Genomic DNA, 17,412 nt, shown 5'->3' on the forward strand with positions numbered 1-17,412 from the left:
AAAGCCCAAAATGCTCATCCGCATCGCACTCGCCAGAAAACTTCTCGTCATCCTCAACGCAAAAGCACGCGACGCGAGAAGCGAATTCGCAAATGCAACTTGACACCCCAGATAGTCGCTCTCCCCCGATCGACGGGGGCGAGGAACCCAAGTCTTTGGAGGTCAATCCGGCCCAAACCCCGGTGATGTCGCGCTCCCATCATCCAGCTTCGACAGCCACTCGACCAATGTCGACCGATAGCGGGTCAAGCCCTTATAGGTGGCGAGTTCCTCCGGCAGGTCGCGTATGACGCGATGCAGGCGCCGCGCCCATTTCGGCTGCGTCACCAGTTCGTCCATCTTGATCAGGTAGCAGCGGATCGGGAAGACGATGCCGTTGGAGCGCGGCAGCCGCCAGAAGCTCTGCAACTCGACCCGCAGATGCACCTTGTCGCCGACGTTCTCGGGCGTCACCGTTGCCCGGTCCGGACCCCATTTGTGGTAGTTTTCGGGGCTGGTATCGAGGCGCGGATTGATGGTCATCGTCCAGTTCAGTCGCCTGGCCGGCTTGCCCTGCTGGATATTGGTGAGGAATTTCAGCGCCCTGACGAAAATCCCCTTCTCATGCGCCAGCGGCACCGGCGCGTGCCACTCGAAGAAATTCATGCCGATGTCGAAATCGAGCGACCAGTCGGCCTGGGTGGTGACCATGCCGGCATCCATCCACAGATTGCCGTCGCGCTGGTCGAGGATGCAGAAATCGCCCTGGCTCTGGCGGGTGATGTATTCCATCGGCCCGTAAGGCAAAGTCGAGGTGTCGCCGAAGGTGAAGGTGTCATCGATGCCGAGCGGCCGGTTGATCCAGCGCCACCGATCGCCGTCGCGCATCAGTGTGAAATGCTCGGGGTAACCCAGTGCCTGCTGCTCCATCAAAAGTTCCAGCAGATCCCAGCCGGCGAGCGTCATGTGCGGCAGCGACTGGCAGCGCAGCGGATCCTCTGCCAGCACCATCGCGCGGTCCTGCATCTCGGCGACATAGTGTTCGTCGACGTCGATCAGGTTCTCCAGCACCGAGCCCTTCGGGCCGACGACATGCGGCTCGATATTGACTGCATACATGTAGCTGTCTTCGTGGAACGGGAACGGAAATCGTCTGATGTGCTCAGGGCTGTTCCTGAAGGTGAAGTCGTCGCGGAACGTTTCCTTGCGAAAGGTGATGCCCATGATTTCCTCCTAGAGCGGGATGCCCGCTCTATCTCTTTGTTTTAGCCGCATTTCTGCGACGCCAAGTATCCACTTGGCTGCAAAATGCTCTACCGTTCCAGCACCAGCGACCGGCCTTCGAAGCGCGACACGCACGGCATGATCTTCCTGCCGGAACGGTGTTCTTCCTCGCTCAGCCAATGGTCGTTGTGGATGAATTTGCCGTCGCACGAGATGACGTTGGTCTCGCATTGGCCGCAGACGCCGCCACGGCAGAGATAGGGTGGATCGACGCCGGCCGCCTCGATGGCTTCGAGCAGGCTCTGCTGCGAGCCGACGCGGATCGTCTTGCCGCTGACGGCGAGCGTCACGTCGAATGGCAGGCCGGGCTGGGGCGCCGCGAAATGCTCGTAGTGCACGGTCTCCGGCGGCCAGCCGAACGCGGCGGCGCGGTCGCGCACCCAGTTGATCATGCCGGCGGGGCCGCAGACATAGAGATGCGTGCCGAGCGGTTGCGAGGACAACAGCCGGTCGAGATCGATGCGCTCCTCAAGGTCATCGTGATAGAGTCGGACCCGACGGCCGTAGCGTTCCCGGAGCAGGTCGGCATAGGTACCAAGCGAGGCGGTGCGGCAGGTGTAGTGCAGTTCGAAATTGCCGCCTTCGCCAGCCAGTTGCGCGGTCTGCGCCATGAACGGCGTGATGCCGATGCCGCCGGCCAGCATCAGGTGTTTTTTCGCCCTGAGATCAAGCGAGAACAGGTTGACCGGATAGCTTACCACCATCTCCAGCCCCGGCCGGACCTGGTTGTGCATGAACAGCGAGCCGCCACGACCGACATCGTCGCGGCGCACCGAGATGGTGTATTCGCGCGTGTCGAGCGGCGAGCCCATCAGCGAATAGGGATTGAGCCTTGTGCGCTCGCCATCGCGCATCTCGACCACGACATGGGCGCCGCCAGAAAAGGTGGGCAACAACCCGCCGTCACGCCGGCGGAAATGGAAGCGGGTGACCAGGTCATTGACCGGGACAACGTCGCTGACGACGACATCGAGCTTGGTGGTGCCGGTGCTCATGGGAAGGCCTCCTCGGTCGGAGGAATCTCGGAGCGGTCCTCGGCGTTGATGCAGACGCCCTGGAAGGCGGCGAGCCGTCGCGAATAGTGGTCGCGCACCAGAAGCAGCAGGCCGCAATGCGAACAGGTCGCGGGCTGCGTCGTCACATTTTCGGTTATGCCCTTGCAGTGCACGCACTGCATGCGCCGCGCCAGCGAGCCGCGATGCTCGGTCTGCATGGAGGTGTGGTCGATGCCGGCTTCGAGCGCCACCTGCATGGCCTGGCCGATCAGCCCTTCGGTGCCGGCAAGATAAAGGCGCAAGCCCATATGCGCGTTGGTCAGGGTCTGCTTCAGACGCGGCAGCAGGCTAGCGAAGGACGGCGCAATGTGCAGTTGCGCCGGCTTCAAGGCTTCGAGAGCGGCAACGTATTTGCCGTCTGGACCGGCAATGAAGACGATTTCGGCTCCGTCGAAGAATCCGGCCGGAGCCCTGGCGGCCATGTCTTTTATCGCGAGCGCGCCTTCGGCATCCGCCACGAAAAGATGATGCTTGCCCGGCTGCGGAGACAGGGTCCCGTAAATGGGCCGGCTGATGATGGTCTTGGCTGCCATTCTGTCTTTGTGCCTCGAAACCCTCGCTGTCGATTATGCCTCAGCCTTTCGCCGTGCGCTTGGTCTTCTTGGGATCGTCGAACGGCAAGGGCTGCGCCGTCGCCTTGATCGATCCGCTCTTGTTGCGGATTTCGAGCTTGGTGTCCTTGACCGCGCAGTCGACGTCGAGCCGGGCGATGCCCATCGATTTCTTGACCAGCGGCGAATACATGGCGCAGGTCACCACGCCGACCTTTTTACCGTCGCGATAGACCGGCGCGCCTTCATCGGCTGGCTCCTTGCCGTCGAGCAGGACGCCGTAGATCTTGAAGCGCTCCTTGCCTTTCAGGCGATAGTGCTCCTCGGCACCGCGAAAACCGGTCTTGCCGGGGCTGACGGTGAAGTCGAGGCCGAGTTCCCACAGCGTGTCGCCGGGGCCTTCATTGTCGAACGGGTATTTCTGCGAATTGTCATAGGGGTAAAAGAGCAGATAGCTCTCGACTCGCAGCATATCGAGCGTGGTGAAGCGGCAGGGAATGATGCCGAGACTTTTGCCCTCGTCGAGGATCCTGTCCCAGATCGTGCCGGCATCCTGGCCACGGCAGAAAATCTCGTAGCCGCGCTCGCCGGTGTAGCCGGTGCGCGAGATCATGACGGGGAAGCCGAAGAGCTGCGTCTGCATGTGATGGAAGTAGTTGAGGTCGCGAATGCCCGGCACGTGCTTGGCCAGATAGTCGACCGCCGTCGGCCCCTGCAGCGACAAATCGTGCAGATTGTCGTCGAAGCGCAGCGACACGTCCCGGCCCATGGCCGCTCGCTGCAATTCCTCATGGCCGGTGCCCGAGCCGTGCACCACCATCCAGGAATTCGGCCCGGTACGGTAGAGGATACAATCGTCGGTGAATTTTCCCGCTTCGTTCAGCATGCAGGCGTAAGCCGACTTGCCGGGATAGATTTTCTCCACGTCGCGCGTGGTGGCGAGGTCGATCAGGTGCGAGGCGTGCGGCCCTGTGATGTGAACCTTCTTCAGGCCGGAAACATCCATAAGTCCGGCCTTGGTGCGGATGGCGACATATTCCTCATCGGCATCCTTGTCATAGGTCCAGGCGGTGCCCATTCCGCTCCAGTCTTCGAGTTTCGACCCCAGAGCGCGATGGCGATCCGCCAGGGTTGAAAATCTCCAGGATGCCGTCATCCGCTCGTCCTCCGTTCGAAAATCATGCTGTTCCCTGCTCCTTTGCCCGAGGCCGGAGCTTTGGATGGAATATTGACCGCAAACGCGGGAAGCCTGCAATCCCCTTGAAGCAAATAATTTCATTGTCAGGCAAAATTGTTCACTCGAAGCGAGCGGTTAACTCTACGTAAATTCGTCTTGACAAGTCGGGGATTCGAGCGGAACTTATGAAAAAAATTTCACTCTCTTGAAAGAGGGCGGCGGGCGGTGGATTCGGAACCGGGCGTCGGCAAAGAAGGGGAAAACCGATGTCAGACCTGCAGCAGCGCATCGAAGCGCTGTACCGCTCCGATTTGCGCGGATCCGCGCTTCTGATCGTCTGCCTGTGGGCGACGATCCTCTTCGTCCTCCTCATGACTTGGCCATACATTCCGCAGGGCGGCATCAAGGCCGTCGTAGCCATGGCGGCCGCCGCGGTGCTCATCTTCAACACGGCGGCCATCCTGGCGATGGTCAAACACTACAAGGAAGACAAGGAGTTCATCTACGGGCTCGACATCAAGAACGCCGACGCGTCCCGCAACCGCAAGTCCTGAGGGGAGAAACAATGTCCCGCTACACGCCGCCGGAGCAGAGCAAGGCCGCGCAAGTCTTCGACATCGCCGTTGTCGTGGTCGCCATCTTCGTGGCGCTGTGGCTACCGCTGAAGCTTGGTCTTGCCGGGGCCGCAAAATCCATCGATGCACTCGATGCCAAGACCTGGGAAGCGCTCGGGCAGAATCCGACCATGGCCTCGATCTGGGAAAAGCTCGGCTATACGCCGGAGACCGCGCACGACATCATCCAGAACCGGTTCCACTACATCATCGACTGGCCGACACTGATCATCATGGCGGCCGTCCTGATCGGTTATTTCGTGTTCCTGTTCCGGGCATCCGACCGCGAATATCGCGATGTCATCAACGAGAAGTTCGACGACAAATAGAGTTTGGCGACGAAGAATTTGGGGACACGATCATGTGGGTGGCACTCTCTTACGCATGCTGGGGCATCTCGATCGTGCTCGCGCTGTGGATGCTCTACGACTGGTTCAAGATCGATACAAACTACTCCGAGGACGTTCTGACCTCGTCGCGTGAAGGCGAGCTTGAAGCCGCTTCCGAAAAACACCGGATCTGAGTGGGGATTGATCGATGACGGTCGCGCTTGAAAACAACATCACCACCACAATTCACGGCGACCGGGTATCGCTGCTTCGGGTGCTCGGCCCGGCCCATGTCTGGGCGCTCGGTGTCGGCATCGTTCTGGTCGGCGAGTTCACCGGCTGGAATTTCTCGGCCGACAAGGGCGGCGCGCTGGCGGCCCTGATCGTGTGCTGGGTCGTCGGACTGCTCTACACCTCGGTGGCCATGATCGATTCCGAGGTGACGTCGACTGTCGCCGCCGCCGGCGGCCAGTACGCCCAGGCCAAGCACATCGTGGGCCCGCTGATGGCGTTCAACGTCGCGCTGTTCCTGGTCTTTGCCTACACGATGCTGGAAGTGTCTGACGCCATCCTGCTCGGCGACACGATCGTCGCCAAGGCCGGAGTCGAAGGGCTAACCCACAATTCCTTCATCGCCGCGACCATCGTGGTGCTGGCCTGGCTCAACTATCGCGGCGTGCTGATGACGCTCAACGTCAATTTCGTCATCACGGCAATCGCCTATGTCTCGATCGTCGTCCTGTTCTTCTCGGTCAGCCCGTGGACGCAAGGCGCGGTGCTGAAGCTCAACGAACTGGTCACTCCAGGCAACGCGCTGCCCTATGGCTGGATCGGGGTCATTGCCGCCTTCCAGTTCGGCATCTGGTATTATCTCGGCATCGAAGGCACCACGCAGGCGGCCGAAGAGGTGCGCTCGCCCGCACGCTCGCTGCCCTACGGCACGATGGCCGGCATGATCACGCTTCTGATCGCCGCCGCCATGACCTGGTATGTCTGCGCCTCGCTGATGCCCTGGGAATATCTCGGCATCACCTATTATCCGCTGTGGGATGCCGGCAAGCTGACCGGAAGCCCGCTGCTCGAGAACCTTCTGTTCATAGCGACGCTGCTCGCCGCGCTTGCCTCGGCAAACGGCTGCATCAACGACGCGGCGCGCGCCTGGTTCTCGCTCGGCCGCGACCGCTATCTGCCGAGCTGGTTCTCGGCGGTGCATCCGAAATACCGCACGCCCTACCGCTCGATCCTGTTCCTGCTGCCGATCGCGCTGGCCTTCGCCTTCATCGCCGATCTCAACCAGGCGATCACCTTCTCGATCCTGTCGGGGGTCCTGCAGTACACTTTCATGAGCATCAACATCATGATGTTCCGCAAGAAGTGGCCGCTGGGGTCGATCCGCCGCGGCTACACGCACCCCTTCCATCCGCTGCCGGCAATCGTGCTGTTCTGCCTGTGCGTGGTGACCTTCTTCGCCATCTTCCTCGGCTTCGGCTCGCAGTTGATCGCCATGGTCGCTTTCTATTTCCTGATCTCGCTGTGGTTCCACTTCTACCGCTACAAATTCGTGCGGCGTGGCGACCAGTTCACCATGCCGTGGCCGAAACCGCAGGGCTATTGATGGGAGTAGGCCCGCCCAGGATCTGGACGGGCCTTGCACGATAAAATGTCCGAGGTGACATCAGCACTGCTTGCCGGGGCAATTGTCCTGGCTCTCGTCCTTCACTTTGCGTGGCTGGCACGCCGCAGCCGCGACAGGGCCTCGGCCGCGCTCGCCGCCGACGAGGCCAGCATTCGCACCGTCGTCGCGGACGTGGCCAATGTCTCGGAGGGCACGGCCGGCGTCATCACCTGGGAAGGATCGTGGAACGGCCATCATGTCCAGTTGCGCACCATCGTCGACACGCTTGCGACACGAAAGCTGCCGGCGCGCTGGCTGTCGGTGTCCCTTACCGAAAAGGTCGCGGTGCCGGCGGTGTTCGACATGATGATGCGGCCGGGCTCGCCGACGACATTCTCCAATTTCGACCATCTGGACCATACGCTGCCGAAAGCTCCGGGATTTCCGGCCGAAGCGGTGCTGCGGACGGACCGCAGAGGCACGCGTTTTCCGCAAGGCATCATCGCCGGCCATCTCGAACCCTTTGCGGATGGCCGCGCCAAGGAGCTGCTGATCACGCCAAACGGAGTGCGCATCGTGTGGTTGCTGGCCGAGGCCGAGCGGGCACGCTACGGGGTCTTCAGGCAGGCCGCGTTCGGTGACACGCGTATCGATGCGACGCTGATCGAACGGCTGCTCGTATCTCTCTCGAAGCTGCGCGACGCCATCAACCGAAGCGAACGGCAGGCCGCATGAGCACTTCAAACACTTCGCCGGCGCCAGTGAGCCCTTATCTCGTCCTGGGCGCCGCAATCGTGCTGCCGGCAAGCGGGCATGTCATTCTTGGCGTACCGGTGCGCGGACTGCAGTTCCTTTTCTTCATGGTCATTCTGGCCTGGGTGACCGCCAAGATTTCGCCGCCGGATGCCAACTTCGTCGGCCGTCACGCCGGCGGCTTCCTGATCTATGCGCTGTCGATCCTCGACGCCTATAAGATCGCCCGTATCCGCGCCGCCAAATGGGCTCATAATGCCCAGCGCGAGGGCGATGTTACGCAGAGTGGCATTGAGCCGCATACGTAACCAGAGGAAAATTTTTTTCATCCCATTGAATTCAAGGATTTCATTCGGTACATCATCTCTAGTCACAAACGTCGGGAGGCTGACATGTGCGGAATCGTTGGACTTTTCCTGAAGGACAAGGCGCTGGAGCCGAAGCTCGGCGCGATGCTGTCGGAGATGCTGGTATCGCTCAGCGATCGTGGCCCCGACAGCGCCGGCATCGCCATCTATGGCGCGACATCGGGCAACGAGGCCAAGATCACCATCCAGTCGCCGAAGCCTGACCGCGATTTCCGCGGGCTGGACGCCGAACTCGCCAAGGCTCTCGGAGCGCCGGTGAGCATTGCGGTGAAATCGACACACGCGGTGGTCAGGACCACGCCCGACAAGGTCGACGCGGCGCGTGAAGCCCTTCAGTCGCTCAGGCCCGATGTCCGCATCATGGGCGCCGGCGAAGCGGTTGAAATCTACAAGGAAGTCGGCCTGCCGGAGGCCGTCGTCGATCGCTTCGATGTCCGCAAGATGACCGGCACGCATGGCATCGGCCACACCCGCATGGCGACGGAATCGGCCGTGACGACGATGGGCGCGCATCCCTTCTCGACCGGCGCCGACCAGTGCCTGGTGCACAATGGTTCGCTGTCCAACCACAACAATGTCCGCCGCGAGCTGGTGCGCGAAGGCATGAAATTCGAGACCGAGAACGATACCGAGGTCGCCGCTGCCTACCTTTCCTCGCAGATGGCGCACGGCAAGAATCTCGGCGAGGCGCTGGAAGGCACGCTCTCCGACCTCGACGGCTTCTTCACCTTCGTCGTCGGCACCAAGAATGGTTTTGGCGTGGTGCGCGATCCGATCGCCTGCAAGCCCGCCGTGATGGCCGAGACCGACCAGTATGTCGCCTTCGGCTCGGAATATCGGGCACTGACCAAACTGCCCGGCATCGACAATGCGAGGGTCTGGGAACCGGAGCCCGCAACCGTTTATTTCTGGGAGCATTGAGTTCATGCCGGCAACCTCCAAGGCAACGCGCGAAAGCCATGCGCGCGTCTTCGACCTCGACGTCCAGTCGTTGCGGGAACTCAACCAGGCGCTCCATAAGCTGACCGCCGGCTCGAATGAGACGGCATGGGAAGTGCTCAACCCGAAAGGCAACCACTCGGTCGCCGTCGGTGTCGACCAGCCCGTCAGCATCGATGTGCGCGGCAGCGTCGGCTATTATTGCGGCGGCATGAATTCGGGCAGCGCCATCACCGTGCACGGCTCTGCGGGCCCCGGCGTCGGTGAAAACATGATGGCGGGCTCGATAACGGTGAAAGGCGACGCCAGCCAGTATGCCGGCGCCACCGGCAGGGGCGGGCTGCTGGTCATCGAGGGCAATGCCTCGTCGCGCTGCGGCATCTCGATGAAGGGCATCGACATCGTCGTGCACGGCGGTATCGGCCACATGTCGGCCTTCATGGCGCAGTCCGGCAATCTCGTGGTTTTGGGCGATGCCGGTGATGCGCTGGGCGATTCCATCTACGAGGCACGGCTTTTCGTGCGCGGCAAGGTCGATAGTCTGGGCGCCGACTGCATCGCCAAGGAGATGCGGCCCGAACATCTGGAATTGCTGCAGGGCCTGCTCGACCGCGCCGGCGTGACTGGGGTAAAGCCGTCGGAGTTCAAGCGCTACGGTTCGGCGCGCACGCTCTACAATTTCAATATCGACAACGCCGACGCGTATTGAGGCAAGATGACGTACCGCAACCCGCCGACGACACCGCGCAAATCCGCGACCTTCGACGACTACACGCTTTCCGAAATCCGCCGCGCCGCGGCGACCGGCATCTACGATATCAGAGGTGCCGGCGCCAAACGCAAGCTGCCGCATTTCGATGACCTCCTGTTCCTCGGCGCCTCGATCTCGCGCTATCCGCTGGAAGGCTATCGCGAGCGTTGCGACACATCCGTGGTGCTGGGGTCGCGGCATGCGAAGAAGCCGATCGAACTGAAAATTCCGATCACCATCGCCGGCATGAGCTTCGGCTCGCTGTCCGGCCCGGCGAAGGAAGCGCTCGGGCGCGGCGCGACGCTGTCCGGCACCTCGACCACGACCGGCGATGGCGGCATGACCGAGGAAGAGCGCGGCCATTCCAAGCAACTGGTCTATCAATACCTGCCGTCGCGCTACGGCATGAACCTGCGCGACCTGCGCCGCGCCGATGCCATCGAGGTGGTCGTCGGCCAGGGCGCCAAGCCGGGTGGCGGCGGCATGCTGCTCGGCCAGAAGATTTCCGACCGTGTCGCCGAAATGCGCACGCTGCCGAAAGGCATCGACCAGCGCTCGGCCTCGCGCCACCCCGACTGGACCGGCCCGGACGATCTCGAGATCAAGATCCTCGAACTGCGCGAAATCACCGACTGGGAAAAACCGATCTACGTCAAGGTCGGCGGCGCCCGCCCCTACTATGACACAGCGCTCGCGGTGAAGGCCGGCGCCGACGTCGTCGTGGTCGACGGCATGCAGGGCGGCACGGCGGCGACGCAGGAAGTGTTCATCGAAAATGTTGGGCAGCCGACGCTCGCCTGCATCAGGCCGGCGGTGCAGGCGCTGCAGGACCTCGGCATGCACCGCAAGGTGCAGCTGATCGTCTCCGGCGGCATCCGCAACGGCGCCGATGTCGCCAAGGCGCTGGCGCTCGGCGTCGACGCGGTGTCGATCGGCACCGCGGCGCTCGTCGCGCTCGGCGACAATGATCCCCGCTGGGAGGCGGAGTACAACGAACTCGGCACCACATCAGGCGCCTATGACGACTGGCACGAGGGCAAGGACCCTGCCGGCATCACCACGCAGGACCCGGAACTGATAAAGCGGGTCGACCCCGTGGCCGCCGGCCGCCGGTTGGCGAACTATCTCAAGGTGATGACGCTGGAGGCGCAGACCATCGCCCGCGCCTGCGGTAAGAACAGCCTGCACAATCTCGAACCCGAGGACCTCGTCGCATTGACGATCGAGGCAGCCGCCATGGCCGGCGTGCCGCTGGCCGGCACCAACTGGATACCGGGGAAGAACGGCTTCTAACACACACCCGAAATACCATAAGCGAGGAACTATAATGGGGAACGATCTCGCCGCTTTCGCCAAAAAGAACGGCGTCAAATATTTCATGATTTCCTACACTGACCTGTTCAGTGGCCAGCGTGCCAAGCTGGTGCCGGCGCAGGCGATCGCCGATATGCAGAAGGATGGTGCGGGCTTTGCCGGGTTCGCCACCTGGCTCGATCTGACGCCGGCGCATCCCGACATGCTGGCGGTGCCGGATCCGGACTCCGTCATCCAGTTGCCGTGGAAACCGGAAGTCGCCTGGGTCGCGGCCAACTGCATCATGGACGACAAGGAGGTCGACCAGGCGCCGCGCAACACGCTGAAGCGGCTGATCGCCGAGGCAGCCGCCGACGGCATGCATGTCAAGACCGGCGTCGAAGCCGAGTTTTTCCTGATCTCGCCTGACGGCAAGGCGATCTCCGACGAATACGACACGGCATCGAAGCCTTGCTACGACCAGCAAGCCGTGATGCGCCGTTACGATGTCATCGCCGAGATCTGCGACCACATGCTGGCGCTCGGCTGGGGCGCCTACCAGAACGACCACGAGGACGCCAACGGCCAGTTCGAGATGAACTGGGCCTTCGACGACGCGCTGCCGACCGCCGACAAGCATTCGTTCTTCAAGTTCATGGTCAAGTCGATCGCGGAAAAGCACGGCCTGCGCGCCACCTTCATGCCCAAGCCCTTCCAGGGCCTGACCGGCAATGGCTGCCATGCCCACATCTCTGTCTGGGACAAATCAGGCAAGACCAATGTCTTCGCCGACAATTCAATGGAGCTTGGCCTGTCGGCCAAGGGCAAGAACTTCCTCGGCGGCATCATGAAGCACGCCTCCGCACTCGCCGCGATCACCAACCCGACGGTCAATTCCTATAAGCGCATCAACGCGCCGCGCACCATTTCGGGTGCGACCTGGGCGCCGAACACGGTGACCTGGACCGGCAACAACCGCACCCACATGGTGCGCGTGCCCGGCCCTGGACGTTTCGAATTGCGCCTGCCGGATGGCGCGGCCAACCCCTATCTCCTGCAGGCGGTCATCATCGCCGCCGGCCTCGACGGCATCCGTTCGAAGGCCGATCCGGGCAAGCGCTACGACATCGACATGTACCAGCACGGCCACACGGTGAAGGGCGCGCCGATACTGCCGCTCAACCTGCTCGACGCCTTGCGCGAGTTCGACAAGGACAAATCGCTCAAGGCGGCGCTGGGTGAGGAATTCTCGTCGGCATATCTAAAGCTGAAGCACCAGGAATGGAATTCCTATGCCTCGCACTTCACGCAATGGGAGCGCGACCACACGCTGGACATTTGATCGTCCTGGCGGTGCGAGCGACCTCGGAATGAACGTATGAAATACTCGATCTTCTCGCTCGCGCGCGCCGCTCTTTCCGGCCACAAAAACTGGCAACGCACCTGGCGCGACGCTGCGCCGAAGGACCGCTACGACGTGGTGATCATCGGCGGCGGCGGCCATGGGCTCGCCACCGCCTGGTTCCTGGCCAGCGAGTTCGGCATCAAGAATGTCGCGGTGCTGGAAAAGGGCTGGATCGGCTCCGGCAATGCCGGCCGCAACACGACCATCATCCGCTCCAATTACGGCCTGCCCGGCAACACCGGCTTCTACGAATTGTCGATGAAGCTGTGGGAGCGGATGGAGCAGGACCTCAACTACAACGCGATGGTCAGCCAGCGCGGCGTTCTCAACCTCTATCATTCCGACGCGCAGCGCGATGCCTATGCGCGGCGCGGCAACACCATGCGCATCAACGGCATCGATGCCGAACTGCTCGACCAGCCGGCGCTGAAGAAGATGCTGCCGTTCCTGAATTTCGACCATGCGCGCTTCCCGGTGCAAGGCGGGCTGCTGCAACGGCGCGGCGGCACGGCGCGCCACGATGCGGTGGCCTGGGGCTACGCCCACGCTGCCAGTGAACTTGGCGTCGACATCATCCAGAATTGCGAAGTCACCGGCTTTGTCAGGGACGCGAACGGCAAGGTGACCGGCGTCGAGACCTCGCGCGGCAGGATCGGCGCCGGCAAGGTCGGCATGGCGGTTGCCGGCTCTTCCTCGCGCGTCGCTGATATGGCGGGCCTGCGCCTGCCTATCGAAAGCCATGTGCTGCAGGCCTTCGTCTCCGAGGCGATCAAGCCGCTCATCCCCGGCGTCATGACGTTTGGCGCCGGACATTTCTATGTCAGCCAGTCCGACAAGGGCGGCCTCGTCTTCGGCGGCGACATCGACGGCTACAATTCCTACGCCCAGCGCGGCAATCTGCCTGTGATGGAGGATGTCTGCGAGGGCGGCATGGCGATCATCCCGATGATCGGCCGCGTGCGGCTGTTGCGCCAGTGGGGCGGCATCATGGACATGTCGATGGACGGCTCGCCGATCATCGACAAGACACCGGTCGACGGGCTCTATCTCAATGCCGGCTGGTGCTATGGCGGCTTCAAGGCGACACCCGGCTCGGGCCTTGTCTTCGCCCATCTGATCGCGCGCGATGAATCGCACAAGGAGGCCGCGCGCTTCCGCCTCGACCGGTTCCGGACCGGTGCGGTGATCGACGAAAAGGGCCAGGGCGCCCAACCGAACCTGCACTGAAGGCGGCTGGAACCATGCGCATTACCTGTCCCTTCTGCGGCGAACGCGACCTCGGCGAATTCACCTATCTCGGCGACGCCAAGCCGGTGCGGCCGGCGGCCGACGCCGGCGAGGACGCCGTCTATGACTATGTCTATCTGCGCGACAATATCGCCGGCGTGATGGACGAGAACTGGTATCACGGCGGCGGCTGCCGGGCCTGGCTGAAGGTCACCCGCAACACGCTGACGCACGAGATTTCGGCCGTTGAGCCGGCAGCGGGCGCCGGGGCGAGGCAGGTTGCGAAATGAGCAATTTTGCTAACGTCGCCGCCCTTCGCCATGAAATGAGAGGCCGGACACCATGACCTCTCATCGCCTCTCTTCCGGCGGTCTCGTCGACCGTTCGGCGCCGCTGAATTTCAGTTTCGACGGCAAGAGCTACTCCGGCTTCAAAGGCGACACGCTTGCCTCGGCACTGGTTGCCAACGGCGTCAAGCTGGTCGGCCGCTCGTTCAAGTATCACCGGCCGCGCGGCATCCTGACAGCGGGGTCGGAAGAGCCCAACGCGTTGGTCGAACTGCGCAGCGGCGCGCGGCGCGAGCCGAACACCAAGGCGACGACGGCCGAACTCTATGAAGGTCTTGAGGCCGCCAGCCAGAACCGCTGGCCGTCGCTCAATTTCGACGTCATGTCGGTCAACCAGCTGTTCGCGCCGATCTTCGTCGCCGGCTTCTACTACAAGACCTTCATGTGGCCGGCGAAGTTCTGGGAAGCGATCTACGAGCCGGCAATCCGACGCGCCGCCGGCCTTGGCCGCGCGGCGGGCATCGCCGATCCCGACCACTACGACAAGGCGTGGGCGCATTGCGATGTGCTGATCGCCGGCTCGGGCCCGACCGGCCTCGCGGCCGCATTGGCCGCAGGCCGCACGGGTGCGCGCGTCATCCTGTGCGAGGAGGATTTTACCCCCGGCGGCCGCCTGCTTGCCGATGGCGGCACGATCGACGGCATGCCGGCGGCCGAATGGCTTTCACGGACGCTGGCTGAACTTGGATCCCTGCCCGACGTGCGCATAATGACGCGCACGACGCTGTTCGGCGTCTATGACGGCGGCACCTATGGCGCGATCGAGCGCGTCAACGACCACGTGCCCTCGCCGCCCGAGCATCAGGTGCGGCAGCGTCTGTGGCGGATCGTGGCCAAGCGCTGCGTCGTCGCCGCAGGCGCGCTCGAACGGCCGATCGTCTTTGCCGGCAACGACGCGCCAGGCGTGATGATGGCGTCCGCCATGCGCAGCTATATCACACGTTACGCGGCGGCCCCGGCCAAGCGCATGGCGCTGTTCACCAACAACGAGGATGGCTGGCGCACGGTCGAGACCGCACTCGGTGCCGGCTTGCAAGTGGCGGCCGTGATCGACGCGCGCGCGGAGATTTCGCCGGCGCATCGTTCGCTTGCCAGCAAGGGCGGCTTTCCCGTTCTGCATGGCTCGGTTAGAGGCATCGATGGCGGCAAGAGTGGCGTGCGCAAGATTTCGGTCTCGCTCCCCGGCGGCGCGCGTGCCGAAGTGGAAGCCGACGGGCTTGCCGTTTCCGGCGGATGGAACCCGACCGTGGGGCTCACCTCCTACCATCGCGGCCGGCCGAAATGGCGCGACGACATCGCCGCCTTCGTGCCTGACGGCGCACCGCCCGGCATGGTCGCAGCGGGCGCCGCAAACGGTGCCTTCGGACTTGGCGCCTGCCTGCGCGAAGGTTTTGCGGCGGGCGTGACGGCGGCACGCGATGCCGGACGTGGCAATGGTTCAGGCTCCACGCCGGTGGCCGATGACGAGGCCTTTTCGCTGACGCCGCTGTGGCATGTCGCCGGCAAGGGCAAGGCCTTTGTCGACCAGCAGCATGACGTCACCGCATCCGACATCGAGTTGGCGCAGCGTGAGGGTTTTGAATCGGTCGAGCACCTGAAGCGCTACACCACGCTTGGCATGGCGACCGACCAGGGCAAGACCTCGAATGTCGCCGGCCTCGCCATCATGGCGGCGGTCACGGGCAGATCCATTCCCGAGACGGGCACCACGATCTACCGGCCGCCTTACGTGCCGGTGGCCATCGGCGCCTTCGCCGGCCATCACCGCGACGAGACTTTTCACGCGACACGGCTGACGCCGTCGCATCACTGGGCCGCCGAGCAGGGTGCGATCTTCGTCGACACCGGTTTATGGAAACGGGCACAGTGGTATCCGCGCGCCGGCGAGAAGGACTGGCTGGAATCGGTGACCCGCGAGGTCAAGGCGGTGCGCGGCGGCGTCGGCTTCTGCGATGTCTCGACGCTGGGCAAGATCGACGTGCATGGCGCGGACGCCGGCGCCTTCCTCGACCGCGTCTACATCAACACCTTCTCCAATCTTGCCGTCGGCAAGGCGCGCTATGGGCTGATGCTGCGCGAGGACGGCATCGTCTATGATGACGGCACGACGTCGCGGCTGGCCGAGGACCACTATTTCCTGACCACCACGACGGCCAAGGCCGGGCTGGTGATGCAGCATCTCGAGTTCTGCCGGCAGGTGCTGTTTCCGGAACTCGATGTCCAGCTTACTTCGGTCTCCGACCAGTGGGCGCAGTTCTCCATTGCCGGACCCAAGACCCGCGATCTGTTGAAAGAGATCGTCGATCCTTCGGAAGACCTCTCCAACGAAGGTTTCCCTTTCATGGGCGCGCGCGAAGTCGCGTTGCGCGGCGGCGTCAAGGCGCGGCTGTTCCGCATCTCCTTCTCCGGCGAAATGGCGTTCGAGATTTCGGTGCCGGCACGCTACGGCGAGGCGATGGCCCGCAATCTGATGATTGCGGGCCATCCGTTCGGTGTGACGCCTTACGGCACCGAGGCGCTCGGCGTCATGCGCATCGAAAAGGGCCATGTCGCCGGACCGGAGCTCTCCGGCACGACAACCGCGGCCGATCTTGGCCTCGGCAAGATGATGTCGACCAAAAAGGATTTCATTGGCCGCGTCATGGCCGGACGCGAGGCGCTGATTGCAGCGGACCGGCAGGTGGTCGTTGGCATCAAGCCGACCGACAAGGCGCGACGGCTACGCTCCGGCGCGCACATCATTCCGAAGGGGCAGACGCCCGGGCCTGATAACGACCAGGGCTATGTCACCTCGATCTGCTTCTCGCCGACATCAGACCACTGGATCGGGCTTGCCCTTGTCGAGCGCGGCCGTGAGCGTATCGGCGAGATCGTGCATGCGCACGATCCGTTGCGCGGCGAAGACTATGACGTCGAGATTTGCAATCCCGTCTTCTACGATCCGGATGGAGGGCGCCAGCGTGGCTGAGTTTTCCTGGGAGACCCGCAGCCCGCTTGATCGCGCACTCGTTGCCGGGCCTCATGGTGCGAGCGGCGATGCCGGCGTGTCGCTGACCGAGATCCGCAATCTCGACCTCGTCCAGGTAATGGCGCGGCGTGGCAAGGCGGCTGAGATGGCCGAGGCGGCCAAGGCTCGCTTTGGCGTTGCTGCTCCGGAAACGCCGAACGCGCTCGGCGCGGCGGATGCCACGTTGATCTGGTCGGGGCCGGATCAGTTCCTTGCCCTGTCGACAGGCGGCAAGCATTCGATCGAGGCCCTTGAGCCCGGCTTTACCGGCTCGGCCTCGCTTTCCGACCAGTCGCATGCGCGGGTGTTGATCAGCATCTCCGGCGCCAAGGCGCGGACCATGCTGGCCAAGCTGTCGTCGATCGACCTGCACCCCGATGTTTTTGGCGTAGGCGCGGCGGCAGCCACGTCGATGGACCACACCAGCGTCACACTGTGGCGCGGCGCGGATCGCGACGGACAGGCGGTGTTCAATCTGCTGGTGTTCGCGACCTTTGCCGAGAGCCTGTGGCACACCATTCTGGACTCGGCCGCGGAGTATGGCGTCGAGATCGGGCATTCCGAGGAATTGGCGTAGCGGCGACGCCCCCTTCCTTCCCCCCTTGTGGGGGAAGGTGGATCGGCGCGATAGCGCCGAGACGGATGAGGGGTGTTCCAGCGGAGTGAGACGTTTGCGTTCCCTGGAACACCCCTCATCCGACCTCGCTTCGCGAGGCCA

General features: G+C 63.2%; 18 protein-coding genes and 1 pseudogene. 15 read left to right on the plus strand and 4 right to left on the minus strand.

The annotated features are described in order from the left end of the window. Positions 1-103, plus strand: a pseudogene (locus EN845_RS36770) (IS110 family transposase); the annotation flags it as partial. A 59-nt stretch (positions 104-162) separates the two neighbouring features. Here the strand turns inward: EN845_RS36770 and EN845_RS13060 are convergent. The 4 genes from EN845_RS13060 to EN845_RS13075 form a co-directional block, all read right to left on the minus strand. Next, the gene (locus EN845_RS13060) at positions 163-1,203 is read right to left on the minus strand and encodes a DUF3445 domain-containing protein (protein ID WP_127870656.1); all 1,041 of its coding nucleotides are present in this window, start codon (positions 1,201-1,203) and stop codon (positions 163-165) included. Positions 1,204-1,292: 89 nt separating this feature from the next. Then, positions 1,293-2,258, minus strand: a complete 966-nt coding sequence (locus EN845_RS13065; RefSeq protein WP_127870655.1) for a PDR/VanB family oxidoreductase — start codon at positions 2,256-2,258, stop codon at positions 1,293-1,295. Beyond that, a complete protein-coding gene (locus EN845_RS13070; RefSeq protein ID WP_127870654.1) occupies positions 2,255-2,851 on the minus strand; it encodes a dimethylamine monooxygenase subunit DmmA family protein in 597 nt (198 codons plus the stop codon). The genes EN845_RS13065 and EN845_RS13070 overlap by 4 nt, the downstream gene beginning before the upstream one ends. Positions 2,852-2,891: 40 nt before the next feature. Continuing rightward, the gene (locus EN845_RS13075; protein ID WP_127870653.1) at positions 2,892-4,025 is read right to left on the minus strand and encodes an aminomethyltransferase family protein; all 1,134 of its coding nucleotides are present in this window, start codon (positions 4,023-4,025) and stop codon (positions 2,892-2,894) included. Positions 4,026-4,312: 287 nt separating this feature from the next. Here EN845_RS13075 and EN845_RS13080 point away from each other — a divergent pair, with 287 nt between their 5' ends. The 14 genes from EN845_RS13080 to EN845_RS13145 all read left to right on the plus strand — a co-directional run bounded on the left by EN845_RS13080 (position 4,313) and on the right by EN845_RS13145 (position 17,271). Next, the gene (locus tag EN845_RS13080; RefSeq protein WP_127870652.1) at positions 4,313-4,600 is read left to right on the plus strand and encodes a hypothetical protein; all 288 of its coding nucleotides are present in this window, start codon (positions 4,313-4,315) and stop codon (positions 4,598-4,600) included. An 11-nt stretch (positions 4,601-4,611) separates the two neighbouring features. After that, a complete protein-coding gene (locus tag EN845_RS13085; protein WP_127870651.1) occupies positions 4,612-4,989 on the plus strand; it encodes a hypothetical protein in 378 nt (125 codons plus the stop codon). A gap of 32 nt (positions 4,990-5,021) precedes the next feature. Continuing rightward, positions 5,022-5,183, plus strand: a complete 162-nt coding sequence (locus EN845_RS13090; protein WP_127280937.1) for a hypothetical protein — start codon at positions 5,022-5,024, stop codon at positions 5,181-5,183. Positions 5,184-5,197: 14 nt separating this feature from the next. After that, the gene (locus EN845_RS13095) at positions 5,198-6,604 is read left to right on the plus strand and encodes an APC family permease (RefSeq protein ID WP_127280936.1); all 1,407 of its coding nucleotides are present in this window, start codon (positions 5,198-5,200) and stop codon (positions 6,602-6,604) included. 45 nt (positions 6,605-6,649) lie between these two features. Further along, a complete protein-coding gene (locus tag EN845_RS13100) occupies positions 6,650-7,339 on the plus strand; it encodes a hypothetical protein (RefSeq protein ID WP_167531348.1) in 690 nt (229 codons plus the stop codon). After that, the gene (locus tag EN845_RS13105) at positions 7,336-7,665 is read left to right on the plus strand and encodes a hypothetical protein (protein WP_127870650.1); all 330 of its coding nucleotides are present in this window, start codon (positions 7,336-7,338) and stop codon (positions 7,663-7,665) included. The genes EN845_RS13100 and EN845_RS13105 overlap by 4 nt, the downstream gene beginning before the upstream one ends. An 84-nt stretch (positions 7,666-7,749) precedes the next feature. After that, entirely contained in the window at positions 7,750-8,646 is an 897-nt protein-coding gene (locus EN845_RS13110) for a glutamine amidotransferase family protein (RefSeq protein WP_127870649.1), read from the plus strand. 4 nt (positions 8,647-8,650) lie between these two features. After that, on the plus strand, positions 8,651-9,373 hold the full coding sequence (locus tag EN845_RS13115; protein WP_135907107.1) for a GXGXG domain-containing protein: 723 nt from the start codon (positions 8,651-8,653) through the stop codon (positions 9,371-9,373). A 6-nt stretch (positions 9,374-9,379) separates the two neighbouring features. After that, a complete protein-coding gene (locus EN845_RS13120) occupies positions 9,380-10,708 on the plus strand; it encodes an FMN-binding glutamate synthase family protein (RefSeq protein ID WP_127870647.1) in 1,329 nt (442 codons plus the stop codon). Between the two features lie 34 nt (positions 10,709-10,742). After that, entirely contained in the window at positions 10,743-12,050 is a 1,308-nt protein-coding gene (glnT, locus tag EN845_RS13125) for a type III glutamate--ammonia ligase (RefSeq protein WP_127870646.1), read from the plus strand. A gap of 36 nt (positions 12,051-12,086) precedes the next feature. After that, the gene (locus EN845_RS13130) at positions 12,087-13,340 is read left to right on the plus strand and encodes a sarcosine oxidase subunit beta family protein (protein ID WP_127870645.1); all 1,254 of its coding nucleotides are present in this window, start codon (positions 12,087-12,089) and stop codon (positions 13,338-13,340) included. Positions 13,341-13,354: 14 nt separating this feature from the next. Then, on the plus strand, positions 13,355-13,630 hold the full coding sequence (locus EN845_RS13135) for a sarcosine oxidase subunit delta (protein ID WP_127870644.1): 276 nt from the start codon (positions 13,355-13,357) through the stop codon (positions 13,628-13,630). Between the two features lie 52 nt (positions 13,631-13,682). After that, complete coding sequence (locus tag EN845_RS13140; protein WP_127870643.1) at positions 13,683-16,655, plus strand: sarcosine oxidase subunit alpha; 2,973 nt, start codon at positions 13,683-13,685, stop codon at positions 16,653-16,655. Beyond that, the gene (locus tag EN845_RS13145; RefSeq protein WP_127277898.1) at positions 16,648-17,271 is read left to right on the plus strand and encodes a sarcosine oxidase subunit gamma family protein; all 624 of its coding nucleotides are present in this window, start codon (positions 16,648-16,650) and stop codon (positions 17,269-17,271) included. Before EN845_RS13140 ends, EN845_RS13145 begins: the two co-directional genes overlap by 8 nt. The last annotated feature ends 141 nt before the right edge of the window (positions 17,272-17,412 follow it).

Source organism: Mesorhizobium sp. M8A.F.Ca.ET.202.01.1.1 (assembly GCF_004791595.1).
GTDB lineage: Bacteria > Pseudomonadota > Alphaproteobacteria > Rhizobiales > Rhizobiaceae > Mesorhizobium.

Coding starts and splice junctions, on each gene's coding strand:
- EN845_RS13060 (WP_127870656.1), bottom strand. CDS start 1,203: ATGGGCATCACCTTTCGCAAGGAAACGTTCCGCGACGACTTCACCTTC.
- EN845_RS13065 (WP_127870655.1), bottom strand. CDS start 2,258: ATGAGCACCGGCACCACCAAGCTCGATGTCGTCGTCAGCGACGTTGTC.
- EN845_RS13070 (WP_127870654.1), bottom strand. CDS start 2,851: ATGGCAGCCAAGACCATCATCAGCCGGCCCATTTACGGGACCCTGTCT.
- EN845_RS13075 (WP_127870653.1), bottom strand. CDS start 4,025: ATGACGGCATCCTGGAGATTTTCAACCCTGGCGGATCGCCATCGCGCT.
- EN845_RS13080 (WP_127870652.1), top strand. CDS start 4,313: ATGTCAGACCTGCAGCAGCGCATCGAAGCGCTGTACCGCTCCGATTTG.
- EN845_RS13085 (WP_127870651.1), top strand. CDS start 4,612: ATGTCCCGCTACACGCCGCCGGAGCAGAGCAAGGCCGCGCAAGTCTTC.
- EN845_RS13090 (WP_127280937.1), top strand. CDS start 5,022: ATGTGGGTGGCACTCTCTTACGCATGCTGGGGCATCTCGATCGTGCTC.
- EN845_RS13095 (WP_127280936.1), top strand. CDS start 5,198: ATGACGGTCGCGCTTGAAAACAACATCACCACCACAATTCACGGCGAC.
- EN845_RS13100 (WP_167531348.1), top strand. CDS start 6,650: ATGTCCGAGGTGACATCAGCACTGCTTGCCGGGGCAATTGTCCTGGCT.
- EN845_RS13105 (WP_127870650.1), top strand. CDS start 7,336: ATGAGCACTTCAAACACTTCGCCGGCGCCAGTGAGCCCTTATCTCGTC.
- EN845_RS13110 (WP_127870649.1), top strand. CDS start 7,750: ATGTGCGGAATCGTTGGACTTTTCCTGAAGGACAAGGCGCTGGAGCCG.
- EN845_RS13115 (WP_135907107.1), top strand. CDS start 8,651: ATGCCGGCAACCTCCAAGGCAACGCGCGAAAGCCATGCGCGCGTCTTC.
- EN845_RS13120 (WP_127870647.1), top strand. CDS start 9,380: ATGACGTACCGCAACCCGCCGACGACACCGCGCAAATCCGCGACCTTC.
- glnT (WP_127870646.1), top strand. CDS start 10,743: ATGGGGAACGATCTCGCCGCTTTCGCCAAAAAGAACGGCGTCAAATAT.
- EN845_RS13130 (WP_127870645.1), top strand. CDS start 12,087: ATGAAATACTCGATCTTCTCGCTCGCGCGCGCCGCTCTTTCCGGCCAC.
- EN845_RS13135 (WP_127870644.1), top strand. CDS start 13,355: ATGCGCATTACCTGTCCCTTCTGCGGCGAACGCGACCTCGGCGAATTC.
- EN845_RS13140 (WP_127870643.1), top strand. CDS start 13,683: ATGACCTCTCATCGCCTCTCTTCCGGCGGTCTCGTCGACCGTTCGGCG.